Source organism: Stappia albiluteola (genome assembly GCF_014050225.1).
GTDB classification, from domain to species: Bacteria; Pseudomonadota; Alphaproteobacteria; order Rhizobiales; family Stappiaceae; genus Hongsoonwoonella; species Hongsoonwoonella albiluteola.
Window position 1 is genome coordinate 27,885 of sequence record NZ_JACFXV010000048.1, and the last position, 24,986, is coordinate 52,870.

Consider the following 24,986-nt stretch of genomic DNA (forward strand, 5'->3'; position numbering starts at 1 on the left):
GGGGCGCTCACATGAGGCATTACCCCTTGGTGTAGTAATAATAGCCGCCCTGTGCGGAACTGGAGGTCGATTTCTCGCCGGACTGGTTGACGACGAGCGACAGGGAGCGCGCCCGCGCCTTTTCCAGTTCGCGGATGCCGGTACGCACCTCGATCTGGCTGGTCATCCCCCACTGCACGACATAGAGGCTGAGATCGACCTTCTGGGCGATGATGCCGGCATCGACCACATGGCCGATCGGCGGCGTATCGATGATCACCACGTCGAAATAGCCGGTCAGGCCCGCCAGCAGTTCCGTGAAGCGGTCGGAGGCGACGAGCCGGTCGGTCGGCAGGCCGGGATTATCCGCCCCGAACAGGAAGGACAGGTTGCCGTTGGGCATGCGCCGGTCGCGGACGATGACATGCTCCAGCGGCACGTCGGTGCGCGTCAGCACGTCGAAGAGGCCCGCATCGACCTCCCCGTCCACCATGCCGGCGATCGACGGCCGGCGCAGGTCGGCATCGACGAGGATGGTCTTGCGGCCGGCCTCCGCGAAGGTCTCCGCCAGCGCCAGCGACAGGGTCGACTTGCCCTCTCCCATCGTCGTCGAGGTGACCATGAGCGAGAATTTCTCCGGGAAGTCGAGCGAGACCTCGATATTGAGGCGGGCGCGGCGGATCGTCTCCGCATAGTGGCTGAGCGGCGTTTCGATCAGCGCGTTGGCCAGCCTGCCCGAGGGCGGGCGGTAACGCGGCACCGACGCCAGCACCGTATGGCCGGTCAGCGCCTCCACCTGCTCGGTGGAGCGGAAGCCGCCGATATATTGCTCGCGCAGTACCGCCGCCGCTCCCGCGCCGGCCAGCGCCAGCACGAAGGCGAGGCCCAGCATGATCTTCACCGGCGGGAAGCTGATGCGTTCGGGCAGCAGCGCGCGGGCGACGAGACGCGAATTGGCAATGGCGAAATTCGCCTGTAATTCCAGCTGGCGCAGCCTGGACAGCGTCGCGTCGTAGAGATCGCGGCTCGACTTGGCTTCCTGCTGCAGCGTGTAGAATTCCACCATGCCCTCGTTGGGAATGGTGATATCGGCGAGGCTCGCCTGCAGCGCACCGCGCAATTCGTCGACCCGGCGGTCGGCCGCGTCGCGCTCCTCCGCCAGCCGGCCGGCGAAGCGCCCGGCCGCGGCATCGAGATCGCGGTCCAGTTCGGCAAGGCGCTTGCGGGTCGCCGTGAGCTTCGATTTCTCGTTCGGCTGCAGCTTGCCGAGCGTCGCTTCCTGCTCCTGGCGTTCTGCCATCAGCTTCGCGATATCGCCGTCGCTGCGCAGCAGCTCCGGATTGACGCCCTTCAGCCCGCTGCGGCTGAGGCCCGCCAGGCTAGCGGCCTCGGCGCGCAGCCGCTCGGCGCCCGTTCCCGCGCGCTCCAGCTCCGCCTTCAGGCTCTTCACGCGGGCCACCACCTCGCCGGAGCCGTAGCGTTCGGCCGCGGAGGCTATGAAAAGATCCAGCCGGTCCTCGACCTGTCGGATACCCGCCGACATGGCTTCCACGCGCGCCGAAAGCAGGCGGGCCGCCTTGGCCGCCGTCGTTGCCTTGTTGCGCGCCTGGAAGGCGATGTATTCCTCCGCCACCGCATTGGCGATCGTCGCCGCCTTTTCCGGCGAGCGGCTTTCCGCCGAGATCGACAGGATGCTGGTGATGCCCTGCCGGCGAATGTTCAGCGCGCGGGAAAGGTTCTGCACCACCGCCGTGCGCTCAGCTTCGCGCCGCAACTCGCCGTCCTCGCCGTCGAGAAGCGGATCGGCGACCGGGCTCAGGCCGATCCAGCCCAGCACCCGGTTGACCGAGGAGGGCCGGTAGCGGAACTCGTCGTCGGTGGAAAGGTTCAGCCGCTCGATCACGGCGCTCAGCACGTCGGCGGAGCGGGCGATCTCCACTTCCGTCTCGATCACGCCAAGCGTGGCGCCGCCCTGCTGGCCCGCCTCCGTGATGCCGAGCAGTTCGGCTTCGCTCGGATCGAAGACCACGAGCGCGGTTGCCGAATAAAAGCGCGTCAGCAGTGCCACGATCAGCACGCATACAATGACAAGGGAAAGAAAAACGGAGACGGCAACCAGAAATTGCCGCTTCAAGATCTCGACCGCCCATTTGAGCAGGCCTTCCGGTTCATGGGTCACGGAACCGCCCGCCGGCTGTATCGGATGAAGGGTGAAAGGACGCGAAAACTTTTCATTCATCGCCTGTGACCTCGATACGCCGCATTCATACTCTCAGAAAATCCTGCCCAGTTCCACAAATCGCACCCGCGCCACCGACGAAAATTTTCATTATTCCTGCGTCATTTCCCGGATCACTTCATCAAAAATGCCCGGAAATACGGCCAAATACTATCGTCAGATTCACTTTAGGTAAAAATCTCAAAATTTACCTTAAGGGAGAATCATTCCAGTTTCACTTCAAGCTCAGCAAAAAGTGAACTTGGCTTCAATTGCCATTCGCAGGGTAACCTCGTCTTAAGTCCTTGCCCTCAAGAATTCCTCATCGAACGAGGGCAAAGAAATGCGGCTTATACGTGCAGTCAGCTCTGCTATACTTGCAATCTTCATCGCAGGCGCCACTCCGTCTTTCGCTGCTTCGCCGATCGGCCTGGAGCCGTCGGTGCCGCGCGCCTATAACGGCGCGCGCAAGGCGGCCCCGATGGCGTTTCTCGAATTCTGCATCCGCTATGCGTCCCACTGCGCGCCGACACGCGGCCGCGCCGGCGAGGTGACGCGGTCCGGCGCCGTGAAGGCCAATGCCGGCCGCTTTGGCGAGCTGCAGGCGATCAACCGCAGCGTCAACCAGGCGATCCGTCCGGTCTCCGACGCCACCCAATACGGCGTCAAGGACCGCTGGCGCGTCGGCGTGGCGCGCGGCGACTGCGAGGATTACGTGCTGGAAAAGCGCCGACGCCTGATCGCGCGAGGCTGGCCCTCCAGTGCGGTGCTGATCGCGCTCGGCCGCGCCCGTGGCCAGCAGCATGCCGTGCTGATCGCCCGCACCAGCGAAGGCGACTACGTGCTCGACAACCTGACGGGCGAGGTGCTGCCGATCCGGCGCGCTCATATCTCGATCTCCCAGGTGCAGTCGCCCGATAACCCGCGCATCTGGCGCTCCTTCTGACCGGTTCCCGGATACGGGCTAGGTCCGCGCAAGCCCCTCATTGCGCGGACCGGGTCCTGGCCACTGCCCGGTCTAGTGCGACGACCAGATAATCCTGCGCATCGGACGAGAGCCTTGCGATTTCCTCGTTGATGAGTTCCCTGTCGCGGTCGAAGGCGATGTAGTCGCGCGTCAGGGCGCGCAGGTCGATGCGGTAGCGCACCGCCGATTCCAGGTCTCCCCGCCTCAGTTGCCGCAATTCCTCGTCGAGAAGGGCATCGAGCTTGAAACCGAGCACGATCCTGTTGGCGATGCTGGAGCCTTCCGCCGTTCCCGTCCTGTAGGCCATGCGCAGAAGCGCCACCGGCCTCTCGCCCACCCCGTCCGCCTCATAGGCGAACTCGGCCGCCGCCAGCCACCCATAGGGGTCGGCAGGCGCGACGGAATTGTAATCGGCAATCAGCTCCCCGCAGGCGCGGTAGGCCTCTTCCGATTGCGCGAAAGGCACCTTGCCGAGGCCGCTGAAATAGTCGCGCCGGCATGCTTCGAGCCGCTCGGCGAAGACGATGCGCCTCGAACCGTCGGCCGTAGCGGCCCGGCCGGTCATTGCGGTCAGCCCCACCGGCTGCAGCGCCTCGTAGGCCGAAAGCGCCCTCACCGCCCCGGCGACCGTCAGAAACAGGCCGACCGCCAGCGCGCCGACGGCAACCGGGATTGCCCAGCCGCCGCTTCGCTCCGTGCGACGCCGGCGATCCGGCACCGGGGCAATGGCGCGGGGTGCCGCGTCGCGCTTCCGCTCGCCGGCGTCTTCGATCCCGGTGAAGACGCTCGGCAAGCCCTCCCGGACGCTGATGACGCCCTTTTCCTCGTTGGACAGCATCAGGACGGAGAGGAGGCCGGTAAAACAGGCGCCCGTATCGATATTGATGCGATCCTCGCGGATGTCGACCGCATCGACCGGCGTGTGTCCGTGCACCACGGTTTTCGGCAGCGGGATCGTCGTTTCCAGGAACGGATCGCGGATCCACAGCAGGTCGTTGATATTCTGCGCTTCCAGCGCCACGCCCGGCCTGATGCCGGCATGGACGAAGAAATAGCCTCCTAGTTCGAAGCTTGGCCGCAGGCTATCGAGAAAGGCGCGCTGACGGGCCGGCACCCGCCTCGCCAGCGCCGCCGCCAGGCGAAACAGCGCCGCATCGTCCTGCGGCAGCGAGGCACGGATGCCATAGGCGCGCAGCGTCTCCAGCCCGCCGATCCGCAGCCAGTACGCGCAGGCCATCGGATCGGCGATGAAGCCGAGCATCGCCTGCTCGTGATTGCCCTGAAGCGCCACGTGCTCCGCGTCGCCGAAAGGATTGCCGCTCAGTCTGTCGAGGACCTTCGAAGTCTGCGGGCCGCGATCGACATAGTCGCCAAGGGTGACGACGATGACGCGGTCGGCCTTTCGTCTTTCGCGGTCGGCGGCAATCGCGGCTATGGCGTCCTCCAGCAGACCTGCCATGCCGTGCATGTCGCCGATCGCATAGACGAGGGTGCCGTCGGGAAGAAGCGGGCCCCTGTCGTTCGGGTCGCGGCTCATGGGCGCACCCTCATTCTGCCGGAAACGCCCTCAATAGGCGCCTCGGCCCGTCACCATCGCCGGGATCGTGCGCAGCAGGATGGCGATATCGCGAAAAAGGCTCATGTTGCGCACATAGGCGGCGTCGAGCTTCACGCGGGTATCATAGTCGGTATCGGAGCGACCCGACACCTGCCACAATCCGGTCATGCCCGGACGGGTACGGAAATAGGCGTTGAACTCGGCCTGATCGTGACGGCTCGCCTGGGCCAGTTCGTCATAGCCGCGCGGACGCGGGCCGACGAGGCTCATCTCGCCCTTCAGCACATTGAAGAGCTGCGGCAGTTCGTCCAGGCTATACCTGCGCAGGAAGCTGCCGACCCTCGTAATCCGCGGATCGTTCTTCAACTTGAAGCAGGCTTCGTATTCCGCCTTCTCCTGCGGATGCCCGGCAAGATATTCGGCAAGCAGCCTGTCGGCATCCGGCTTCATGGAACGGAACTTGTGCATGCGGATGCGGCGGTTGAACTGGCCCGGCCTGGCGCAGCTGTAGAAGACGGGGCCGCCTTCCAGCGCGATCAGCCCGGCGATCACCAGCAGGGCCGGCGCGAAAAACAGCAGAAGCAGCGAGGATCCGAGGATATCGAAAGCGCGTTTCCAGCGCGGGAACGTGAGAGGGATGACGACGCCGGCCCGCCTGTCGCTGGCCCGCCGCCCCATGCGCCCCTCGATCGGGCGATAGCCGGCCTTGCGTCTTTCGCCAACGCGGCGCTCCTTGATGACGCCGGAAGGCAGGGCGGCAACGTCTTTCTCGGCCTGCTTTGCCGCCGGTATCAGACCGGCGAGCACCGGATATTCGGCGAGGTTACGCATTACTTACACCTCACGATGGGGAACGTGCATCGATCGCGTCCGCTTCCCGACTATTGTCTCGTTTCCGCCGCTTTCCCTCCCCATTAACCAAGTAAGCTTCTCGGTGGAAAATTCACATTGCGCGCATTTTCAAGATCGCAAACCAGTGGTAGCTTTCTTACCGCCGTGCAATTTTGAATTAAGTTCCCGGCCACGCACCCGTCTTCCGGCAGAAACTCTGTCGGCAGACACCCCGAAAACAGGATGCGGCGATGGCTCAAGACAGAGCAGCTCTTGCCGAAGCGGCTGCGCCAAATCTCGAACGAACCACCGATCATGCGATCGTAGAGGTGCCCCGCGCCAGATGGCGGGGGCAGGTACGCCACGGTCTCGTCTACGCAACCCTTGTGGTTTTTTGCGGAGCCTTCTGGGTCACCGCTTTCTATTTTTTCCTTTGAGAGGCTTTTGCCTTCTTGGTCAGATGGGGCTTGCATCCGCGCTTGCGCGAATGCTGTTGTCGTTGTTCCTTGATCAGCCAGAACTGCCGGTGTCGTTGAAGCGGCCTTCGTCGTCCTGATTGGGCAGGTCGTCGATTGCCGCAGGCGCGATCTGGGCGAATTCCTCAAGACAAATCGCCAGCCGGCGATTTTCCGATTCGAGGATTGCCTGGTTGATTGCGTCGGCGATTGCCGGATCGGCATTCTGCACGATCTGATAGATCTGCCGGCATTCCCGCCTCAGCTCGTTCTCGCTGAGGCCGTTTGCGGCATCGGCCAGTTGACGCGCCACGCGGGCGGCTTCCTGACCGCTTGTATTCGCCGCGACCTGCAACCTCTCGGCACCTCCGGCACCCTGGGCGAAAGCCGCAGCACCACTCATCAGTATTGCGGCAGCAGCCGCAAGGGACTTAAACGCATTACTCATTTGATCCCCCATTTTTGACTAAATTAATATTTAATTAACTTATGGTCAAGTTAAACTATCATTTAGCATGAGTACGAAATGTCGCATTCTATACATAGGGTAAATTTCGTTTATTACGTAAGTTGTAGTGAAACATATCAGCCGCGTTGCTATATATTATGTAAGATCAACTGAGCGCGAACTGAAAATTCAAGAATTTGAAGGAATATATCCACGCAGTTTCAGGTCCGCAATTCTGACAAGAACAAGGAAGTTAGTTCTATTTTAGAGGTATTTTTTGGGAAATTTCACTCTGGCGGCACTCAAAGCCACAAAAAACCACACGCACATCGTGACGAACGACGTAGCGAATGCGCAGATTTCCGGCTGCGCCCAAACCTGGTCGCAATTTCCCGCTGCGGGGCGGCCCGCCAATTTATCCCGCGCCGCACATCCAGGACACAGGGCGGCGATCGCGTTGATTCGCGTCATTGCCAACGCATTCCTCCCTACCTCCAAAAGAGGCTGATTCTGCATTGCACAAAATTTAGCTTTGCCTTGTTTGTCGGCATGCGCAAAATTGAGGCATGCCTGACGCTGCCCTGAAAATCCTGGTCATCGACGAAAACCGCATCCGCGCATCGATCATCGAGACGGGGCTGCGGGAAGCGGGGCATGACGCCGTCTTCGTGCTGCATGCGCTTCAGGGCGCGGCGCGCAAGATTGCCGATATCGATCCGGACGTCATCGTCATCGACCTGGAAAACCCCAATCGCGACATGCTGGAGGCGATGTTCCAGCTGTCGCGGTCCATCCGCCGCCCGATCGCCATGTTCGTCGACCAGTCGGACACCAGTTCCATCGAGGCGGCGATCGAGGCCGGCGTGTCGGCCTATGTCATCGACGGGCTGAAGCGCGAGCGCGTCAAGCCGATCCTCGATATGGCGATCATGCGATTCAATGCCTTTTCCCGGCTGGAACGCGACCTGGAGGCCGCCCGCAGCGAATTGCAGGAGCGCAAGCTCGTCGACCGGGCCAAGGGCATCCTGATGGCCTCGCGCGGCCTGAGCGAGAGCGAAGCCTATACCCTCATCCGCAAGACGGCGATGAACCAGAACAGGAAGATCGGCGAGATCGCGCAAAGCCTGATCACCGCCGCCGACCTCCTGGGAGGCTCGCTATGACCGCGCCTTTCCAGGTCATTGCCGGCTTCCTGCCGCTTCTCGACAGCGCCGTTCTCGTTGCCGCCCGCGAAAAGGGCTTTGCCGGGCGCGAGGGCGTGGACCTGTCGCTCACCCGCGAGATCTCCTGGGCCAATATCCGCGACCGCATGGCGGTCGGGCATTTCCATGCCGCCCAGATGCTGGCGCCGATGCCGATTGCCGCCAATCTCGGGCTCACGGCCCTTGCCGTGCCGCTGATCGCGCCGATGGCGCTCGGCCTCGGCGGCAATGCGATCACCGTCTCCGCCGCCCTGTGGCGCGCACTTGCCGATCGCGGAGCGGCAGGCAACCTCGATCCTGCCTCGACGGGCGCCGCCATGAAGGCGGTCATTGCCGAAAGACGCCTGGAGGGCGCGAGCGCCCTGCGCCTTGCCGTCGTCCATCCGCATTCGGGACACAATTACGAACTGCGCTACTGGCTGGCGGCCAGCGGCATCGATCCGGACCGCGACGTCGAGATCGTCATCGCCCCGCCGCCGCTTCTTCCCGATGCGCTCGCCACCGGCGCCATCGACGGCTACTGCGTCGGCGAGCCCTGGAATACGGTTGCCGTGCGTGCGGGTTTCGGGCGCATCGCCACCGTCAAGCAGGCGATCTGGCGGGCAAGCCCGGAAAAGGTGCTGGCCGTCCATGCCGGCTGGGCGGCGGAGAACGGCGAGGCGCTCGCCGCCCTGATCCGCGCCCTTTATCGCGCCGCGCAATGGGCTGGCGATCCGGCCAATCACGAGGAGCTGGCGGAAATCCTGAGCCTCAGCATCTATCTCGGCGGCAGTCCGGCGGCCTTGCTTCCCGCCTTGAGCGGGCGTCTCGATCTTGGAACGGGCAGCCAGGCGGAAGTCGGGGGCTTCTTCTCACCCTTCGCGGATTTCGCGACCTTCCCCTGGCAAAGCCACGCCCTGTGGTTCTACAGCCAGATGGCGCGCTGGAAAGACGCGGATTTCAGGCGTCACGATCTCGAGAAGGTCATCGCATCGTACCGGCCGGACCTCTACCGCGCGGCGCTCTCGCCCATCGGCGTTGCGCTGCCGGACCGCGACTGGAAGATCGAGCACGGCTTCTTCGACAAAAAGGCCTTCGATCCGGCCGACATCGAGGCCTATCTCGCCGCGCAGAAGGCGAGCCTCGAAGCAACTGCCTGATTTTGCGCAGCGCACAAAATTTCAGCATTCCGCAGAGGAAAATGAACAGAGGAGCGCCATCCGCCCAAATGAAGGTGCCGCCTCTTCCAGACGCCGATCGTTGAATCTCAAGCAGGAATCCCGTCCCGGCTCAACTGGCACGCATCCTGCTTTGATGAATTCCAGATCTCACGTACGGGATCACGATATCGCGCCCAAGGACGGGCGCCCAGGCAAAGCCGCCAGAGCGATGATGCGCTGCAATACAGCGCCCTCATCCGACTCTGGCGGCTTTTTTCGTTTCTGCACCGCCAACCGGCCGCCTCCCGGCCGACATGAGGAGCGCAATATGCAGGATTACACGGCCAAAGCCCGGCGTCTTCGGATCGCCGCCCTATTTGCCGCCGCCTTCGGCGTTTCCGCGACCCTTGCCGGGCCCGCGCTTGCCGAGATCCTCGACCTTGAGAAAGACGAGCTGAAATTCGGCTTCATCAAGCTCACCGACATGGCACCGCTCGCCATCGCCTACGAGAAGGGCTTCTTCGAGGACGAGGGCCTGTTCGTCACGCTGGAGGCGCAGGCCAACTGGAAGGTGCTGCTCGACCGGGTGATCACCGGCGAGCTCGACGGCGCGCACATGCTGGCCGGCCAGCCGCTTGCCGCCACCATCGGCTTCGGCACCAAGGCGCATATCGTCACCCCCTTCTCCATGGACCTGAACGGCAACGGCATCACCGTTTCCAACGAGGTCTGGGAGATGATGAAGCCGCATATTCCCGCCGGCGAGGACGGCAAGCCGGTCCACCCGATCAAGGCGGATGCGCTGAAGCCCGTGGTCGAGAAGTTCAAGGCGGACGGCAAGCCGTTCAACATGGGCATGGTCTTCCCGGTCTCCACCCACAATTACGAGCTTCGCTACTGGCTGGCGTCGGGCGGCATTCACCCCGGCTTCTATTCGACCAGCGACATTTCCGGCCAGATCAAGGCCGACGCGCTCCTGTCCGTCACCCCGCCGCCGCAGATGCCGGCGACGCTGGAGGCCGGCACGATCCATGGCTACTGCGTCGGCGAGCCGTGGAACCAGCAGGCGGTGTTCAAGGGCATCGGCGTTCCCGTCATCACCGACTACGAGATCTGGAAGAACAATCCGGAGAAGGTCTTCGGCCTGACGAAGGAATTCGCGCAAGAAAATCCCAACACCACGCTGGCCGTCACCAAGGCGCTGATCCGCGCGGCCAAGTGGCTTGACGAGAACGACAACGCCAACCGCGCCGAGGCCGTCGAGATCCTGTCGAAGTCCGAATATGTCGGCGCCGACGCCGAGGTCATCGCCAATTCGATGACCGGCACCTTCGAATACGAGAAGGGCGACAAACGCGACGTTCCCGACTTCAACGTCTTCTACCGCTACTACGCCACCTATCCCTACTATTCCGACGCCGTCTGGTACCTGACCCAGATGCGCCGCTGGGGCCAGATCGCGGAGACGAAGGACGACGGCTGGTACGCGGAAACGGCGAAGTCGGTCTACCGCCCCGACATCTATCTTCAGGCGGCGAAGCTGCTCGTCGAAGAGGGCCTTGCCGAGGAAACCGACTTTCCCTTCGGCACCGACGGCTACCGCGAGCCGACCGACGCCTTCATCGACGGCGTCCCCTATGACGGCCGCAAGCCCAACCAGTACATCGACTCCCTGCCGATCGGCCTGAAATCCGGCCAGACGATCGAAGGCAGCGACGTGGTCGGCGGCTGATTTCCCGAAAGCCTTGCGCGCCGGATTGCGGACATCCGGCGCGCCCTTTTCTCACCCGATAGGGAACACGCGACCCATGACCAACGCCACCGAGCATGCCGGCTTCGAAAAGGACTTCGCCCGCGCCGAGCGCCGCGAACGCCTTTTCGCCCGCATCCACCGTTCCGCCCGCTGGTTCGATGCCCTGGGCCTCGCCTTCGTCACGCCGCTCCTGAAGATGGCCGCCGGCGACAATCCGCGAGAACAGCTGGGCGAACTGAAACGCGTTCTGGTGATCCCTCTCATCGGCATTGCGCTGTTTCTTACCGCCTGGGCCTGGCTTGCGCCCAAGGTCGAGACCTCGCTCGGCGCCATTCCCGGCCCCGTCCAGGTCTTCGAGCAGGCCGTCAACCTGTGGGACGACCACAAGGCGGAGCGCGCAAGTGCGGCCGCCTTCTACGAACGCCAGGAGGCGCGCAACGCCAAGCTGGAAGCGGAAGGCAAGTCGGACCGCATCAAGTGGCGCAGCTATACCGGCAAGCCCACCTTCCTCGACCAGATCGCCACGTCGCTGCTGACGGTCGGCCTCGGCTTTCTCATCGCGACCCTCGTCGCCGTTCCTGTCGGCATCGCCTGCGGGCTGTCGAAGACGGTCAACGGCGCCGTCAATCCGCTGATCCAGATCTTCAAGCCGGTCTCGCCGCTCGCCTGGCTGCCGATCGTGACGATGATCGTCTCCGCGCTCTATCTCGACCCGAGCGAGGAATTGCCGAAGTCGCTGGTGATTTCCGCCGTCACCGTCACGCTCTGCTCGCTGTGGCCGACGCTGATCAACACAGCCCTCGGCGTCGCCTCCATCGACAAGGACCTCGTCAATGTCGGCCGCGTGCTTCAGCTTTCCACGCCGGTCACGATCCGCAAGCTGGTGCTGCCGTCGGCCCTGCCCCTCATCTTCACCGGGCTGCGCCTGTCGCTCGGCGTGGGCTGGATGGTGCTGATCGCGGCCGAAATGCTCGCCCAGAACCCGGGCCTCGGCAAATTCGTCTGGGACGAGTTCCAGAACGGCTCCTCCCAGTCGCTCGCCCGCATCATGGTGGCCGTCATCGCCATCGGCCTCATCGGCTTCATGCTGGACCGCATCATGTACGCGCTCCAGTCCGCCTTCACCTTCTCCGCCAGCCGCTGAGGAGCGCCAGATGAGCTTCCTGGAAATCTCCGGCCTGTCGAAAAGCTACGGCGAGGGCGCTGCCCGCACGCAAGTGCTTTCAGACATCAACCTGAAGGTCGCCGAGGGCGAATTCATCGCCATCGTCGGCTTCTCCGGCTCCGGCAAGACGACGCTGATCTCGCTGCTGGCCGGACTGATCGACCCGGACGAAGGCGGCGTCATCCTGCGCGGCAGGCAGGTGACGGGCCCCGGCCCGGACCGCGGCGTCGTCTTCCAGTCCTATTCGCTGATGCCCTGGCTGACGGTCCACGGCAACGTGGCGCTGGCCGTCGACAGCGTGGCGAAAGGCAAGAGCCGGAAGGAACGCGGCGAGATCTGCCGCCGCTATATCGACATGGTCGGCCTTTCCCATGCCGTCGACCGCAAGCCGTCGGAACTTTCCGGCGGCATGCGCCAGCGCGTGGCGGTTGCCCGGGCGCTTGCCATGCGGCCCGACATCCTGCTGATGGACGAGCCGCTTTCGGCGCTCGACGCGCTAACGCGCTCCAAGCTGCAGGACGAATTCGCGGCGATCTCCGAGCAGGAAAAGAAGACGATCATCCTCATCACCAACGACGTGGACGAGGCGATCTTCCTGGCCGACCGCATCGTGCCGCTGAAGCCGGGGCCGAAGGCGACGCTCGGCCCCTCCTTCCGCGTCGACCTGCCGCGCCCGCGCGACCGGTCCGCCATGAACTCCGATCCGGAATTCATCCGGTTGAGAAGCGAGGTTACGAATTACCTCATTTCGGTCGGCGCCGAGCGCGAGACGGCCAGCGAGCGGGAGATCGTCCTCCCCAATGTCGTGCCGATCACCCGGACCGGGAAGCTTCCCCCCGCCTACGAGAAGGCCGCCGCCTCGCCGATCGAGGAGCGCTATGCGGAGTTTTCGGCGGTCCGCAAGGTCTATCCCACGCCCAAGGGTCCGCTCACCGTTGTCGACGGCTTCGACCTGAAGATCAGGAAGGGCGAATTCATCACGCTGATCGGCCATTCCGGCTGCGGCAAGTCGACCGTGCTTTCCATGGCCGCCGGCCTCAACCCGATCTCGTCGGGCGGCATCGTCCTTGACGGCAAGGAGGTCGCGGGCGCGGGGCCCGACCGCGCGGTGGTCTTCCAGGCGCCCTCGCTGATGCCCTGGCTGACGGCGAAGGAAAACGTCGCGCTCGGCGTCGACCGCGTCTATCCGAAGGCGATGCCCGCCGAGCGCAAGGACGTGGTGGAATATTATCTCCAGCGCGTCGGCCTGGGGGACGCGATGGACCGGCTCGCCGCCGATCTGTCCAACGGCATGAAGCAGCGCGTCGGCATCGCCCGCGCCTTCGCCCTCTCGCCCAAGCTGCTGTTGCTCGACGAGCCCTTCGGCATGCTCGACAGCCTGACCCGCTGGGAGTTGCAGGACGTGCTGATGGACGTGTGGGCTCGCACCAGCGTCACCGCGATCTGCGTCACCCACGACGTGGACGAGGCGATCCTGCTCGCCGACCGGGTGGTGATGATGTCGAACGGGCCGAACGCGAAGATCGGCAACATCATGGAAGTCGACCTGCCACGTCCCCGCTCGCGCAAGGCGCTGCTGTCCCACCCCGACTACTACGCCTATCGCGAGGAACTTCTCGACTTCCTCGAAGCCTACGAGGGCGGCGCCAATCCGGCGCCCGAGACGCTTGCCGCCATTTCCGCGAAGCGCGCCGCGCGCGTCGGCAGCCGTCAAGCAATCCCGCCCACCGCGGCAGCCGAATAGGAGGCCTCCATGGAAGCCAGACAGATCGAACTCGTTCAGGCGTCCTTCGCCGAAGTCGCCCCAATCGCCGACACCGCCGCCGGCATTTTCTACACCCGCCTCTTCGACATCGCGCCGGAAGTCCGGCCGCTGTTCAAAAGCGACCTTTCAGAGCAGGGCCGCAAGCTGATGGCGACGCTCGGCACCGTGGTGCGGGGCCTGGGCAATCTCGAGCAGTTGCTGCCGATCGCCCGCGGCCTCGCCGCCCGTCACGTCGACTACGGCGTGCGGCCGGAACACTACCAGCCGGTCGGCGAGGCGCTGATCTACACGCTGCAGACCGGCCTGGGCGAGAAGTTCACCGAAGAAACCAAACAGGCCTGGCTCGCCGCCTATGGCGCCCTTTCGGGCGCGATGATCGCCGAGGCCTACGGCCGACGGGCCGCCGAATAGAGGTTAAAGCCATGACCGAGAAACTCGTCATCGTCGGCAATGGCATGGCGCCGGGGCGGATGCTGGAGCATCTCTTCGAATGCGCTCCCGGCCGCTTCGACGTCACCATTTTCAATGCCGAACCGCGCGTCAATTACGACCGCATCCTGCTGTCGCCGGTCCTGTCCGGCGAAAAGAGCTTCGAAGAGATCGTCATCCACGGCGACGGCTGGTACATCGACAACGGCATTACCCTCTACAAGGGGCACAAGATCGTCGGGATCGACCGCGCCGCAAAGACCGTGCGCTCCGAACACGGCGAGGTCGCGCCCTACGACAAGCTGGTGATCGCCACCGGCTCCGTGCCCTTCATCATCCCCGTGCCGGGCCACACCCTGCCCGGCGTGCTGACCTATCGCGACCTCGACGACGTCCAGGCGATGATGCTGGCGGCGAAGTCGCGCGGCCGGGCCGTCGTCATCGGCGGCGGGTTGCTGGGTCTCGAGGCCGCCGCCGGCCTGCAGGCACAGGGGATGGAGGTTACCGTCATCCATCTGATGCCGACCCTGATGGAACGCCAGCTCGACCCTGCCGCCGGCTACCTGCTGCAGAAGGAACTCGAAAGCCGCGGCATCGAGGTCCTGACCAAGGCAAGCACCAGGGCGATCCACGGCGAGGGCCGTGTGCAATCGGTGGAGCTTGAGGACGGCACCGTGATCCCCGCCGATCTCGTGGTCATGGCGGTCGGCATCCGGCCCAACGCCTTCCTCGGCAAGGAGGCCGGGCTTGAGGTCAATCGCGGTATCGTCGTCGATGCTCGCATGCAGACCTCCGATCCGGATATCCTGGCGCTTGGCGAATGCGCCGAGGTCGGCGGCCTTACCTACGGCCTCGTCGCCCCCCTCTACCAGATGGCCAACGTCGCCGCCCGTCACCTTGCCGGCGAGATCGGCCCGGTCTTTTCCGACCAGGCGATGGCGACACGGCTCAAGGTCACCGGCGTCGACCTCTATTCGGCCGGCGATTTCGCGGAAGGGGACGACCGCGAGGAGATCGTGCTGCGCGACGCGTCCGCCGGCGTCTACAAGCGCCTCGTGCTGAAGGATGACCGCATCATCGGCGCAGTGCTTTACGGCGAGGCGGCGGACGGTCCGTGGTTCTTCGACCAGATCCGCAACCGCACCGACATTTCCGCGATGCGCGAAACCCTGATCTTCGGCCAGGCCTATCAAGGGGGCGCCCCCCTGGACCCTATGGCGGCCGTTGCAGCCTTGCCGGATGAGGCGGAAATCTGCGGCTGCAACGGCGTCTGCAAGGGCAAGATCGTTGGCGCGATCAAGGACAAGGGCCTGACATCGCTTGACGACGTGCGCGCCCATACCAAGGCGTCCGCTTCCTGCGGCACCTGCTCCGGCCTCGTCGAGCAGCTGATGGCACTGACCCTCGGCGATGCCTTCAACCCGCAGGCCGTCAAGCCGATGTGCGGCTGCACCGATCTCGGCCATGGCGACGTGCGCCGCCTGATCAGGGCGAAGACGCTGAAATCCATTCCCGCCGTCATGCAGGAACTGGAGTGGAAGACCTCGCACGGCTGCGCCAAGTGCCGGCCGGCGCTCAACTACTACCTCGTCTGCGACTGGCCGCAGGACTATGCCGACGACTACCAGTCGCGCTTCATCAACGAGCGCGTCCACGCCAACATCCAGAAGGACGGCACCTATTCCGTCGTACCGCGCATGTGGGGCGGCGTGACCTCGGCCAAGGAGCTGCGCGCCATTGCCGACGTGGTCGAGAAGTTCGACATCCCGACGGTCAAGGTCACCGGCGGCCAGCGCATCGACATGCTGGGCGTGAAAAAGGAAGACCTGCCCGCCGTCTGGGCCGATCTCGGCAAGGCCGGCTTCGTCTCCGGTCATGCCTATGCCAAGGGCCTGCGCACCGTGAAGACCTGCGTCGGCTCCGAATGGTGCCGCTTCGGCACGCAGGATTCCACCGGCCTTGGCATCCGCCTCGAGAAGTTCATGTGGGGCTCATGGACGCCGGCCAAGGTCAAGCTGGCCGTGTCCGGCTGCCCGCGAAACTGCGCCGAGGCGACCTGCAAGGATGTCGGCGTCATCTGCGTCGATTCCGGTTTCGAGATCCATTTCGCCGGTGCTGCCGGTCTCGACATCAAGGGCACGGAAGTGCTCGGACTGGTGAAGACGGAGGACGAGGCGCTCGAACATATCGTGGCGCTCGTCCAGATGTATCGCGAGCAGGGCCACTATCTCGAACGCATCTACAAGTGGGCGAAGCGCGTCGGCATTGAGGAGATCCGGGAGCAGATCCTGAACGATGCCGACCGGCGGCGGGACTATTTCGACCGCTTCGTCCATTCCCAGAAATTTGCCCAGGTCGACCCCTGGTCGGAGCGCGTCTCCGGCAAGGACAAGCACGAATTCAAGCCAATGGCGACACTGACCATGGAGGCGGCGGAATGAACATGGCCGTTCAGACCTGGATCGAGATCGGACAGCTTGCCGATATCCCGCCGCTCGGCGCGCGCTGCGTGAAGACGCCGCATGGCCGGGTCGCCGTCTTCCGCGCCGCCGACGACCGCGTCTTCGCCATCGAGGACCGCTGCCCGCATCGCGGCGGCCCCCTGAGCCAGGGCATCGTCCACGGCAATGCGGTGACCTGTCCGCTGCACAACTTCGTCATCTCGCTGGAGACCGGCGAGGCGCAGGGCGCCGACGAGGGATCGGTGGCGACCTTTGCCGTCAGGGTCGAGGACGGCCGGCTTTTCCTGCATGCCGACGCCCTGCGGCGACTGGTTGCGTAAGGGAGGCTGCGCCAGGGGATGAAAGACGCGATGAACGACGCAAGGAAAGAGGTCAAGACCACCTGTCCCTATTGCGGCGTCGGCTGCGGTGTCATCGCCACCGTCGGCGAAGACGGCGCGTTTTCCGTGCGCGGCGATCCCGACCACCCGGCGAATTTCGGCCGCCTCTGTTCCAAGGGCTCGGCCCTTGCCGAAACGATAGGGCCGGAGGGCCGACTGCTGGAACCCGAAGTGATGGGCGAACGGACAGACTGGGACACCGCGCTTTCCTTCGTTGCCGACCGTTTTTCCGAGACCATTGCCGAGCACGGGCCCGACTCGGTCGCCTTCTATGTTAGCGGCCAGCTTCTCACCGAGGATTATTACGTCGCCAACAAGCTGATGAAGGGCTTCATCGGCTCCGCGAATATCGACACCAATTCCCGCCTGTGCATGGCCTCCTCGGTCGCCGGCCACCGCCGAGCCTTCGGCTCCGATACGGTGCCGGGAACCTACGAGGATCTGGAGCTTGCCGACCTCGTCGTCATCGTCGGCTCCAACATGGCCTGGTGCCATCCTGTCCTCTACCAGCGCCTGGCGGCCGCGAAACAGGCAAGGCCGGGGACAAGGGTCGTGCTGGTCGATCCGCGCCGGACCATGACCGCCGATATCGCCGATCTTCACCTTCCCCTGAAGCCGGACAGCGACATCGCCCTCTTCAATGGACTGCTGCGCTTTCTCGCGGCACCGGAGGGGAGCAAGAGCGACACGGCGGGACGCCCAGCACCTGTCGACGCCGATTATGTGGCAAGCCATACCGAGGGCTTCGACGAGGCGCTCGAAGCCGCCCTTGCCTACGATATGGCGCGGGTCAGCCGCGAAACGGGCTTGGACGAAGCTCAACTGGCCGAATTCTATGAACTTTTCGCGGGGACGGAGAAAGTCGTCACCCTTTATAGCCAGGGCGTCAACCAATCCGTCGTCGGCACCGACAAGGTCAACGCGATCCTGAATTGCCATCTGGCGACGGGACGCATCGGCAAGGCGGGGTCTGGCCCCTTCTCGCTGACGGGGCAACCCAACGCCATGGGCGGACGCGAAGTCGGTGGCCTTGCCAACATGCTCGCCGCGCACATGGCAATCGAAAACCCGCAACATCGCCAGATCGTTCAGGAATTCTGGGGCTCCCCGACGGTCGCGACAACGCCGGGCAAGAAGGCGGTCGATCTCTTCACCGCCATCGAGGCCGGGGATATCAAGGCGGTCTGGGTAATGGCGACCAATCCGGTCGACAGCATGCCGGATGCGGACGGCGTCGCCCGCGCGCTTGCCGCCTGTCCCCTCGTCGTCGTCTCGGATGTCGTCGCCGAAAACGACACGCTGCCCTTCGCGCATGTGCGCCTGCCCGCCGCCGCCTGGGCGGAAAAGGACGGCACGGTCACCAATTCGGAGCGCAGGATCTCCAGACAACGCAAGGTGTTATCGCTGCCGGGCAAGGCGAGGCACGACTGGTGGATCGTCTGCGAGGTGGCGAGACGCATGGGCTTTGCCGACGCCTTCGCCTATGCCGGCCCGCACGAAATCTTCGCCGAGCATGCTGCCATATCCTCGTATCGCAACGACGGGTCGCGCGCCTTCGACATCGGCGCCCATGCCGCCGTCGACCGGTCCGCCTATGACGGACTTGCGCCCTTCCAGTGGCCGCAACCGGTTGGCAAGCTTGAGAAAACGACGCGATTTTTCGCCAGGGGCGGCTTTTTTCACCCGGATGGCCGCGCACGGCTTGTCCCTGTCACGTCCCGTTCCGGGCCGGAGGCTTGCAGGGACTTCCCCTTCACCCTGAATACCGGGCGTGTGCGCGACCACTGGCACACGATGACCCGGACCGGCCTGTCCCCCCGGCTGTCCTCGCATCTCGGCGAGCCCTTCGCCGAGCTTCATCCCGCCGATGCCCTGGACCTCGGCGTCGCCGACGCCGATCTCGTCGAGATCGCAAGCCCTTATGGCTCCGTCATCGTCCGTGCGCTGGTCACGGGCCGCCAGCAACAGGGCTCCGTCTTCGTTCCCATGCACTGGACCGGGCAGTTTGCGGCACGTGCGCGGGTCGACACGCTTGTCCCCCCGCGCACCGATCCGCATTCCGGCCAGCCCGCCTCCAAGAACATTGCCGTCCACGTGTCGCGCTTCGCGGCGCAAGCTTATGGATTCGCTGTGCTTTCCAGAAAGCCGGCGGCAATCGACGCCGACTATTGGGCGCTTGCCCGTTGCAAGGGCGGCTATCGGCTGGAATTCGCCAGCGCCCACCCCTTTGACGACCGGGAAGCGCTGCTCCGGCGCTGGTGCGGCGGAACCGGCGAGATTGCCGCCTATCGCGACGCTGCAACCGATGGCTTCCGCGCGGCCGTCTTTGAAGGCGGTCGTCTCCTCGGCGCGCTCTTCACCGCCCGAGAACCCGTTGCCGTTTCAAGGGCCTGGGCGGCCTCGCAACTGATTGCAGATCACGGGAACGGCGCCCGCCGCGCCTTGGTCGTCGCCGGCAGGTCCGGCAGCCGAAAGCCCGATCCCGGCGCCCTCGTCTGCTCCTGCTTCGGCGTCGGCGCGAACGATATTCTCGGCGCGATTGCCGGCGGCTGCCACAGCATCGAAGCCATCGGTCAGCAGGTGAAGGCGGGTACGAATTGCGGCTCCTGCCGGTCGGAAATCAAGGTCCTGCTCGACCGCAGTCTTCCCGTCGCCGCCGAATAGCGCCAGCGGGAGCTTTTAGAGCCGAACCCGCGGCCGGCGCACGGGTACACATTTCCGCGATCAACCTGCCATTCCTGCGTCGCACGGCGACACGGCTTGCGAAATCATGACACGCAAGCGCATTGTCCGATTACTTGTGATTTCCCCCAATACACCTCAATATCAATTCCGCTGCGGCAACCACCTCAAGTCATCACAAGAATATCAAAATTAACCTTAATATTTCAAAATTTATATCAAACAATAATCAGTGCTACTCCTACAACTTCAGAATGTGTAAGCTAAATTTTGTTCGAATTAGTAGAAACACTGACACGCGAAACCAATAAAAGCCTCATCGAGACACCTTTGAGCATCAAGCTTTATTTCCTGGTCAATAGGTTTGCACCGATATTTGCAATTATGGTTAATAAATCATTTCTTGACTTATTACGATTTATTTAAAATCCTAACGACCAGTTAAGCGCCAATCGGTCGCCCCGCCACCGCATCCTGCGACCCTCCCAGGCTGGCAACCGCATTGCGCGCAACCGGGACCGATGGGTCCTCAAGGCATATGCAGAGGCCAGGATGAACAAGATCAATGGTCAACAAGCCGGGACCTCGCTCCCATCACCCGGCAGCACGGCCATGACCGAACATGCGTTCGTGCGCGCGCCGACCGACATATCAGCGCTCAGCATGGAGCAGCGCGTAGCGGCTGAGCGATATCAGGCGATCGACGTCGATTTCGACCCTTCGCTTGGAACCTACTGGTGCACGATGCGCCCGGAAGGGCACTTGTGCTTCACCCACCAGTTGCTGAGCGATTTCGCCGCCATGCAGGCGTCCATCAGGCGTCTCCACCAGGCCTATGACCGGCCGGGAGAGGCGCATGAAATGCGGTATTTCGCCCTGCGTTCCGGGCTGCGGGGCGTCTACAATTTCGGCGGCGACCTCAACCTGTTCGTCGACCTGATCCGCGCCGGCGACCGGGAGGGACTGCTGCGTTACGGCAAGGCCTGTATCGGCGTCATTCACACCAATGCGATGGCCATGGACCTTCCCGTCGTCACCATGGCGGTGGTGCAGGGCGACGCGCTCGGCGGCGGTTTCGAATGCGCCTTGTCCTTCGACGTCATCATCGCCGAGCGGCAGGCGAAGTTCGGCTTCCCGGAAGTGCTCTTCAACCTGTTCCCCGGGATGGGCGCCTACAGTTTCCTGTCGCGCCGCCTCGACGGAAGCCGGGCCGAGCGGATGATCCTCAGCGGGCGTATCCACACGGCCGAGGAACTCTATGAGATGGGCCTGATCGATATCCTGTGCGAAGAGGACCAGGGCCAAGTCGCGGCTCTGGACTACATTGCGCGCAACAGCCGCCGGCACAACGCCCATCAGGCGATCTATCACGCCAGGCGACGGGTGCAGCCGCTCCCCTTCGAAGAGCTGGAGCAGGTGGTCGAGCTCTGGGTGGACGCCGCCATGCAGCTCAGCGAAGCCGATATGCGCAAGATGCTTCGCCTGACGACGGCGCAGGATCGCAGGCGACTCGGAACCGGCTCGCTCGGTACGACGGGGATCTTCAATCAGATCTAGGGTCCGTAGCCTGGTGTCAGGCTTCCCGCTTGATTTCCAGTTCTTTCAGCCGCGTTTCGAGGATCGGGGCCGCGTGGTCGATGAAGGCTCGGACCTTGCCCGCAAGCGAACGCCCCTGCGGATAGACCAGGCTCACGGGAACCGGGCCGGGCATGAAGCGGTCGAGCACGAGGCGTAACCGCCCCGCCTCGACCGCATCCTTCACCATGTAGGACAGCGCCATGAAGACACCGCCGCCGCGCTCGGCCTCGGCGATCGCGGCGGCGGCATCGTTGACGTCGAGCCGCGGGCGGGCTGTGACGGTCAGTTCGCGCGCGCCATCCACGAAGCGCCAGTCGTCGGAATGCGCCAGGGCGCGCGCGCCGATCGTGACGTGGTCACGGATGTCCGCGGGCTTTTCAAGAGGCGGCGCGCTCGCCAGATATTCGGGGCTTGCGGCAAGCACCCTTCTCACAGAGCCCACCTTGCGCGCCACCAGGGTGCTGTCGGGCAGATGGGCAATCCGAACCGCAACGTCGATGCCCTCCTCGACAATGTCCACGACACGGTCGAGGCAGAGGAGACTTGCCGAAATGCGGGGATGCTCATCGAGAAAGGTGGAAAGGATCGGCATCACGCAGATCCGGCCGAAGGTGACCGACGACGTTATCCGCAAATGCCCGCTCGGCGCCTCCGCCCGGCCGGCAATGCCCTGCTCCACGCTCTCGATATCCGAAAGGATGCGCCTGCATTCGCCGAGATAGCCCTCGCCCGCCTCGGTGAGCGAAAGGCGTCGCGTCGTGCGGTTGATCAGGCGGGCTCCAAGCCGTTCCTCCAGAGCCGACACCGCCCGTGTCACCGCCGGCGGCGACAGGGAGAGCCTCTTTGCACCTTTCGCAAAGCTGCCCGCCTCGGCAACTGCCACGAAGACGCTCATCATGTGCAGCCGATCCATCTATCATTCCTGATTTCGGAATAATATTTTGCGATAATCGTCTATTCCTGCGCGACACGCAATCATGCATCTTATAGCCATGCGGCGGGCGCCGAGCAGCCGCATCCAACTATTCAAGGTCGCGGGCCCTGTAGCCACGCGCCGCCTTCCTCCGCTTCACTGTTGAAAGGACGACCCATGACCGCGCCGATCAAGCTTTACCGCAATCCGCTTTCCGGCCACTGCCACCGGGTGGAACTGTTTCTCTCCATCCTCGGCCAGCCGGTCGAATTCATTGATCTCGACATGGGCAACGGCGCGCATCTGAAGCCGGACTATCTGGCACTGCATCCTTTCGGCCAGGTGCCGGCGATCGATGACAACGGCACTGCCGTTTGGGACAGCACCGCAATTCTCGTCTATCTCGCCCGCAAATACGACAAAAGCGGCCGCTGGATGCCGGAAGAAAAGGCGGTCGAAATCCAGCAGTGGCTGTCGATTGCCTCGCATCTGCTGGCAAACGGGCCTGCGGCCGCCCGCCTCGTCACGGTATTCGGCGCCAACGTCGACCACGAGCGGGCCAAGACGATCGCCCACCGCCTCTTCGAGGGCTTGGACAAGGAGCTGGCCGGCCGCGCGTTCCTGACCGGCGACGAGGCCACAATCGCCGACATCGCCTTCTACGCCTACACGGCCCATGCGCCGGAAGGCGAAGTCTCGCTCGAGCCTTACGCGAACATCCGTGCCTGGCTGAAGCGCGTGGAAGCGCTGGACGGCTTCGTACCGATGCCGAAGACCGCCGTCGGTCTCGCCGCCTGAGGCCGGCCTGAATACGGATTGAACTTGCCGCTGCGTGCGGCTTTACGCTGACCGCGATGCCCGCCCTCCCGTGAAGGCGGGCATCCGCTGGTTTCTGAAGGGATCGGAAAAATGGCCACGACTTCGAACGATGCAGGCAAGCCCTCGCCCTTCCATCGCGGCGAGAAGGCGATACAGGAGCGTGTCGGCGTTTCCGAGCAGATCGAGACCTTCGGCCGCATGGCGATCCGCAAGTTCATGCCCGATCAGCACCGCAGTTTCTTCAATCAGCTGCCGTTCATCGTGCTGTCCGGTCTCGACAGGGACGGCTGGCCGAGGCCTGCCATCCTGAGCGGGCCTCCGGGCTTCGTCGCCACGCCCGACCGCCAGAGCGTCTCGATCGCGTCCCGTCCCGTGAAGGGCGACCCGTTCGAAGACGCCCTCGTCCCCGGCTCGAAGATCGGCGGCCTCGGGATCGAACTGCCGACGAGGCGGCGCAACCGCTTCGCCGCCACGGTTTCGTCCTATGGCGACACGCTGGAGCTTGCGCTCGATCAGTCCTTCGGAAACTGCCCGCAATATATCCAGACGCGGAACCTGGCCTTTGTCCGCGATCCGAAGGATCACGGCTTCACGCCCGAGCACGCGCGCATGTCCGAATTCGACGAGGAGGCGCTGCGCCATATCTCGACGGCGGATACCTTCTTCATCGCGAGCGTCGCACCGAACGACGGCGAGGAAGGCAGTGACGAAACAGGCGTGCTCGGCGCCGACATTTCCCATCGCGGCGGCAAGCCCGGTTTCGTGCGTATCGACGACAGCCGGACGCTCACCATCCCCGATTTCGCGGGCAATCTCTTCTTCAACACCTTCGGCAACATTCTGCTCAACCCGAGGACGGGACTGCTGTTCCCCGATTTCGCGACCGGCGACGTCCTCATTCTGGCGGGCGACGCAGAAGTGATCTTCGAGGACCGGGAAATCGCTGCCTTCCGGGGCGCCGAGCGGCTGCTGCGGTTCCGCCTCGACCACGCGATCCGGCTGCGCCGGGCGCTGCCCTTCCGCTTCGAATTCGGCTCCTATTCGCCGAATTCCCTGATCACCGGCGACTGGAAGGAAGCCTCCGCGGCGCTGGCGGCCGAACAGTCGCGCAACCGCTATCGTCCCTTCGTGGTGCGCAAGATCGTGCAGGAAAGCACCATCGTGCGCTCCTTCTACCTGGAAGCCGCGGACGATGGCGGGTTGCCCGCCTTCAAGGCCGGCCAGTTCCTCCCCATCCGGGTGACGCCGGAGGGCGCGCAGGAAGCGGTCACACGAACCTACACGCTATCGGGCGTTCCGGGCGACAAGATGCTGCGCATCAGCGTGAAGCGCGAGGAAAACGGCCTTGTCAGCCGCCATCTGCACGATCATGTGCGCGAAGGCGACATCATCGAAGCGCTGGCACCGCGCGGCCAGTTCACGATCGACACCGCGCATGGCCGGCCCGTGGCGCTGATTGCCGGCGGTATCGGCGTCACGCCGATGATCTCGATGCTGAAACATCTGGTCATCGAGGATTTCCGGCTGCGCAGGCAGAGGCGGATCCACTTCATCCACGCGGCGCGCACGTCGAAGGAGCGCGCCTTCCATGAGGAGGTCCGGCGCATCGCAATGTCGGCCGAGGCCGTGCATCTGCACTTCACGCTGGAACAGCAGCTTGAGGGCGACGAGCCGGGCAAGGATATCCACAGCCGCGGCCGCATCAGCATCGACCTCCTGAAGGCTGTCCTGCCGCTTGACGACTACGACTTCTACATCTGCGGGCCGGCGCCCATGATGCAGTCGCTTTACGACGGGCTGCGCGACATCAATATCGCCGACAACCGTATCCATACCGAAGCCTTCGGCCCGGCATCGCTGAAAAGGCGCCCGGACAGGCACGAGGCGGTCGCGGCCGAAGCCTCGGGAGAGAGCGCAACCGTGCTGTTCGAAAAGAGCGGCAAGGAAATTCGCTGGACGCAGGCGAGCGGCACCCTGCTTGAAGCTGCCGAAGCAGCCGGGCTTTCGCCTCTCTACAGCTGCCGGTCCGGTTCCTGCGGCACCTGCGCGGCACGCCTCAAGGAAGGCAATGTGCACTACATCGACGAGCCGTCCTTCACGCCGGAAGCCGGCACCGTGCTGACCTGCTGCGCGCGCCCCGAGACCGCGCCGGGATCGGGCGAAGCGCGGGTCGTGCTGGAGATTTAGTCATACGGCGACATCTTCCGCGGAAGCGGCCTGTTTTCCTAGCATCAACGGGAAGA

The 24,986-nt window shown here is 64.0% G+C and carries 19 protein-coding genes; 13 read left to right on the top strand and 6 right to left on the bottom strand.

Features of this window, described 5'->3' with window-relative positions; genetic code table 11:
- Positions 1-19 precede the first annotated feature (19 nt).
- A complete protein-coding gene (locus H2509_RS21180; RefSeq protein WP_182164240.1) occupies positions 20-2,158 on the bottom strand; it encodes a GumC family protein in 2,139 nt (712 codons plus the stop codon).
- Between the two features lie 382 nt (positions 2,159-2,540).
- Between H2509_RS21180 and H2509_RS08370 the strand changes: the two genes are divergently transcribed.
- Complete coding sequence (locus H2509_RS08370; protein ID WP_182164242.1) at positions 2,541-3,143, top strand: transglutaminase-like cysteine peptidase; 603 nt, start codon at positions 2,541-2,543, stop codon at positions 3,141-3,143.
- 37 nt (positions 3,144-3,180) lie between these two features.
- Here H2509_RS08370 and H2509_RS08375 read toward each other — a convergent pair whose 3' ends face one another.
- From H2509_RS08375 to H2509_RS08395, 4 genes are all read right to left on the bottom strand, one after another.
- Positions 3,181-4,701: a metallophosphoesterase gene (locus tag H2509_RS08375; protein WP_182164244.1), complete on the bottom strand. Its 1,521-nt coding sequence runs from the start codon at positions 4,699-4,701 to the stop codon at positions 3,181-3,183.
- Between the two features lie 30 nt (positions 4,702-4,731).
- Positions 4,732-5,553, bottom strand: coding sequence for a sugar transferase (locus tag H2509_RS08380; RefSeq protein WP_182164246.1), 822 nt, complete (start codon positions 5,551-5,553; stop codon positions 4,732-4,734).
- A 510-nt stretch (positions 5,554-6,063) separates the two neighbouring features.
- On the bottom strand, positions 6,064-6,456 hold the full coding sequence (locus H2509_RS08390) for a hypothetical protein (protein WP_182164250.1): 393 nt from the start codon (positions 6,454-6,456) through the stop codon (positions 6,064-6,066).
- A 264-nt stretch (positions 6,457-6,720) separates the two neighbouring features.
- On the bottom strand, positions 6,721-6,927 hold the full coding sequence (locus H2509_RS08395; protein ID WP_182164252.1) for a hypothetical protein: 207 nt from the start codon (positions 6,925-6,927) through the stop codon (positions 6,721-6,723).
- Positions 6,928-7,022: 95 nt separating this feature from the next.
- Between H2509_RS08395 and H2509_RS08400 the strand changes: the two genes are divergently transcribed.
- From H2509_RS08400 to H2509_RS08445, 10 genes are all read left to right on the top strand, one after another.
- Entirely contained in the window at positions 7,023-7,619 is a 597-nt protein-coding gene (locus tag H2509_RS08400; protein WP_182164254.1) for an ANTAR domain-containing response regulator, read from the top strand.
- Positions 7,616-8,797, top strand: a complete 1,182-nt coding sequence (locus tag H2509_RS08405; protein WP_182164256.1) for a CmpA/NrtA family ABC transporter substrate-binding protein — start codon at positions 7,616-7,618, stop codon at positions 8,795-8,797. The genes H2509_RS08400 and H2509_RS08405 overlap by 4 nt, the downstream gene beginning before the upstream one ends.
- Positions 8,798-9,125: 328 nt before the next feature.
- The gene (locus tag H2509_RS08410) at positions 9,126-10,529 is read left to right on the top strand and encodes a CmpA/NrtA family ABC transporter substrate-binding protein (RefSeq protein WP_182164258.1); all 1,404 of its coding nucleotides are present in this window, start codon (positions 9,126-9,128) and stop codon (positions 10,527-10,529) included.
- Positions 10,530-10,605: 76 nt separating this feature from the next.
- Positions 10,606-11,694 (top strand): ABC transporter permease, encoded by a 1,089-nt coding sequence (locus H2509_RS08415; protein ID WP_182164260.1) that lies wholly within the window; start codon positions 10,606-10,608, stop codon positions 11,692-11,694.
- Between the two features lie 10 nt (positions 11,695-11,704).
- Positions 11,705-13,459, top strand: coding sequence for an ABC transporter ATP-binding protein (locus H2509_RS08420; protein WP_182164262.1), 1,755 nt, complete (start codon positions 11,705-11,707; stop codon positions 13,457-13,459).
- A gap of 9 nt (positions 13,460-13,468) precedes the next feature.
- Entirely contained in the window at positions 13,469-13,891 is a 423-nt protein-coding gene (locus H2509_RS08425; RefSeq protein ID WP_182164264.1) for a globin family protein, read from the top strand.
- Positions 13,892-13,902: 11 nt separating this feature from the next.
- A complete protein-coding gene (gene nirB, locus H2509_RS08430) occupies positions 13,903-16,350 on the top strand; it encodes a nitrite reductase large subunit NirB (protein ID WP_182164266.1) in 2,448 nt (815 codons plus the stop codon).
- Positions 16,347-16,691 carry a nitrite reductase small subunit NirD gene (gene nirD, locus H2509_RS08435; RefSeq protein WP_182164268.1) on the top strand — a complete coding sequence of 115 codons (345 nt, stop codon included), beginning with the start codon at positions 16,347-16,349 and terminating at the stop codon, positions 16,689-16,691. Before nirB ends, nirD begins: the two co-directional genes overlap by 4 nt.
- Positions 16,692-16,721: 30 nt before the next feature.
- A complete protein-coding gene (locus tag H2509_RS08440) occupies positions 16,722-19,415 on the top strand; it encodes a nitrate reductase (RefSeq protein ID WP_182164270.1) in 2,694 nt (897 codons plus the stop codon).
- Between the two features lie 630 nt (positions 19,416-20,045).
- Entirely contained in the window at positions 20,046-20,990 is a 945-nt protein-coding gene (locus H2509_RS08445) for a crotonase/enoyl-CoA hydratase family protein (protein ID WP_209001874.1), read from the top strand.
- Between the two features lie 16 nt (positions 20,991-21,006).
- Here H2509_RS08445 and H2509_RS08450 read toward each other — a convergent pair whose 3' ends face one another.
- On the bottom strand, positions 21,007-21,924 hold the full coding sequence (locus tag H2509_RS08450; protein ID WP_182164274.1) for a LysR family transcriptional regulator: 918 nt from the start codon (positions 21,922-21,924) through the stop codon (positions 21,007-21,009).
- 189 nt (positions 21,925-22,113) lie between these two features.
- On the opposite strand from H2509_RS08450, the gene H2509_RS08455 reads away from it, so the two are divergent.
- Both H2509_RS08455 and H2509_RS08460 read left to right on the top strand, forming a co-directional pair.
- Complete coding sequence (locus tag H2509_RS08455) at positions 22,114-22,722, top strand: glutathione S-transferase family protein (protein ID WP_328805044.1); 609 nt, start codon at positions 22,114-22,116, stop codon at positions 22,720-22,722.
- A gap of 111 nt (positions 22,723-22,833) precedes the next feature.
- Entirely contained in the window at positions 22,834-24,930 is a 2,097-nt protein-coding gene (locus tag H2509_RS08460) for a 2Fe-2S iron-sulfur cluster-binding protein (protein ID WP_182164278.1), read from the top strand.
- Positions 24,931-24,986 lie beyond the last annotated feature (56 nt).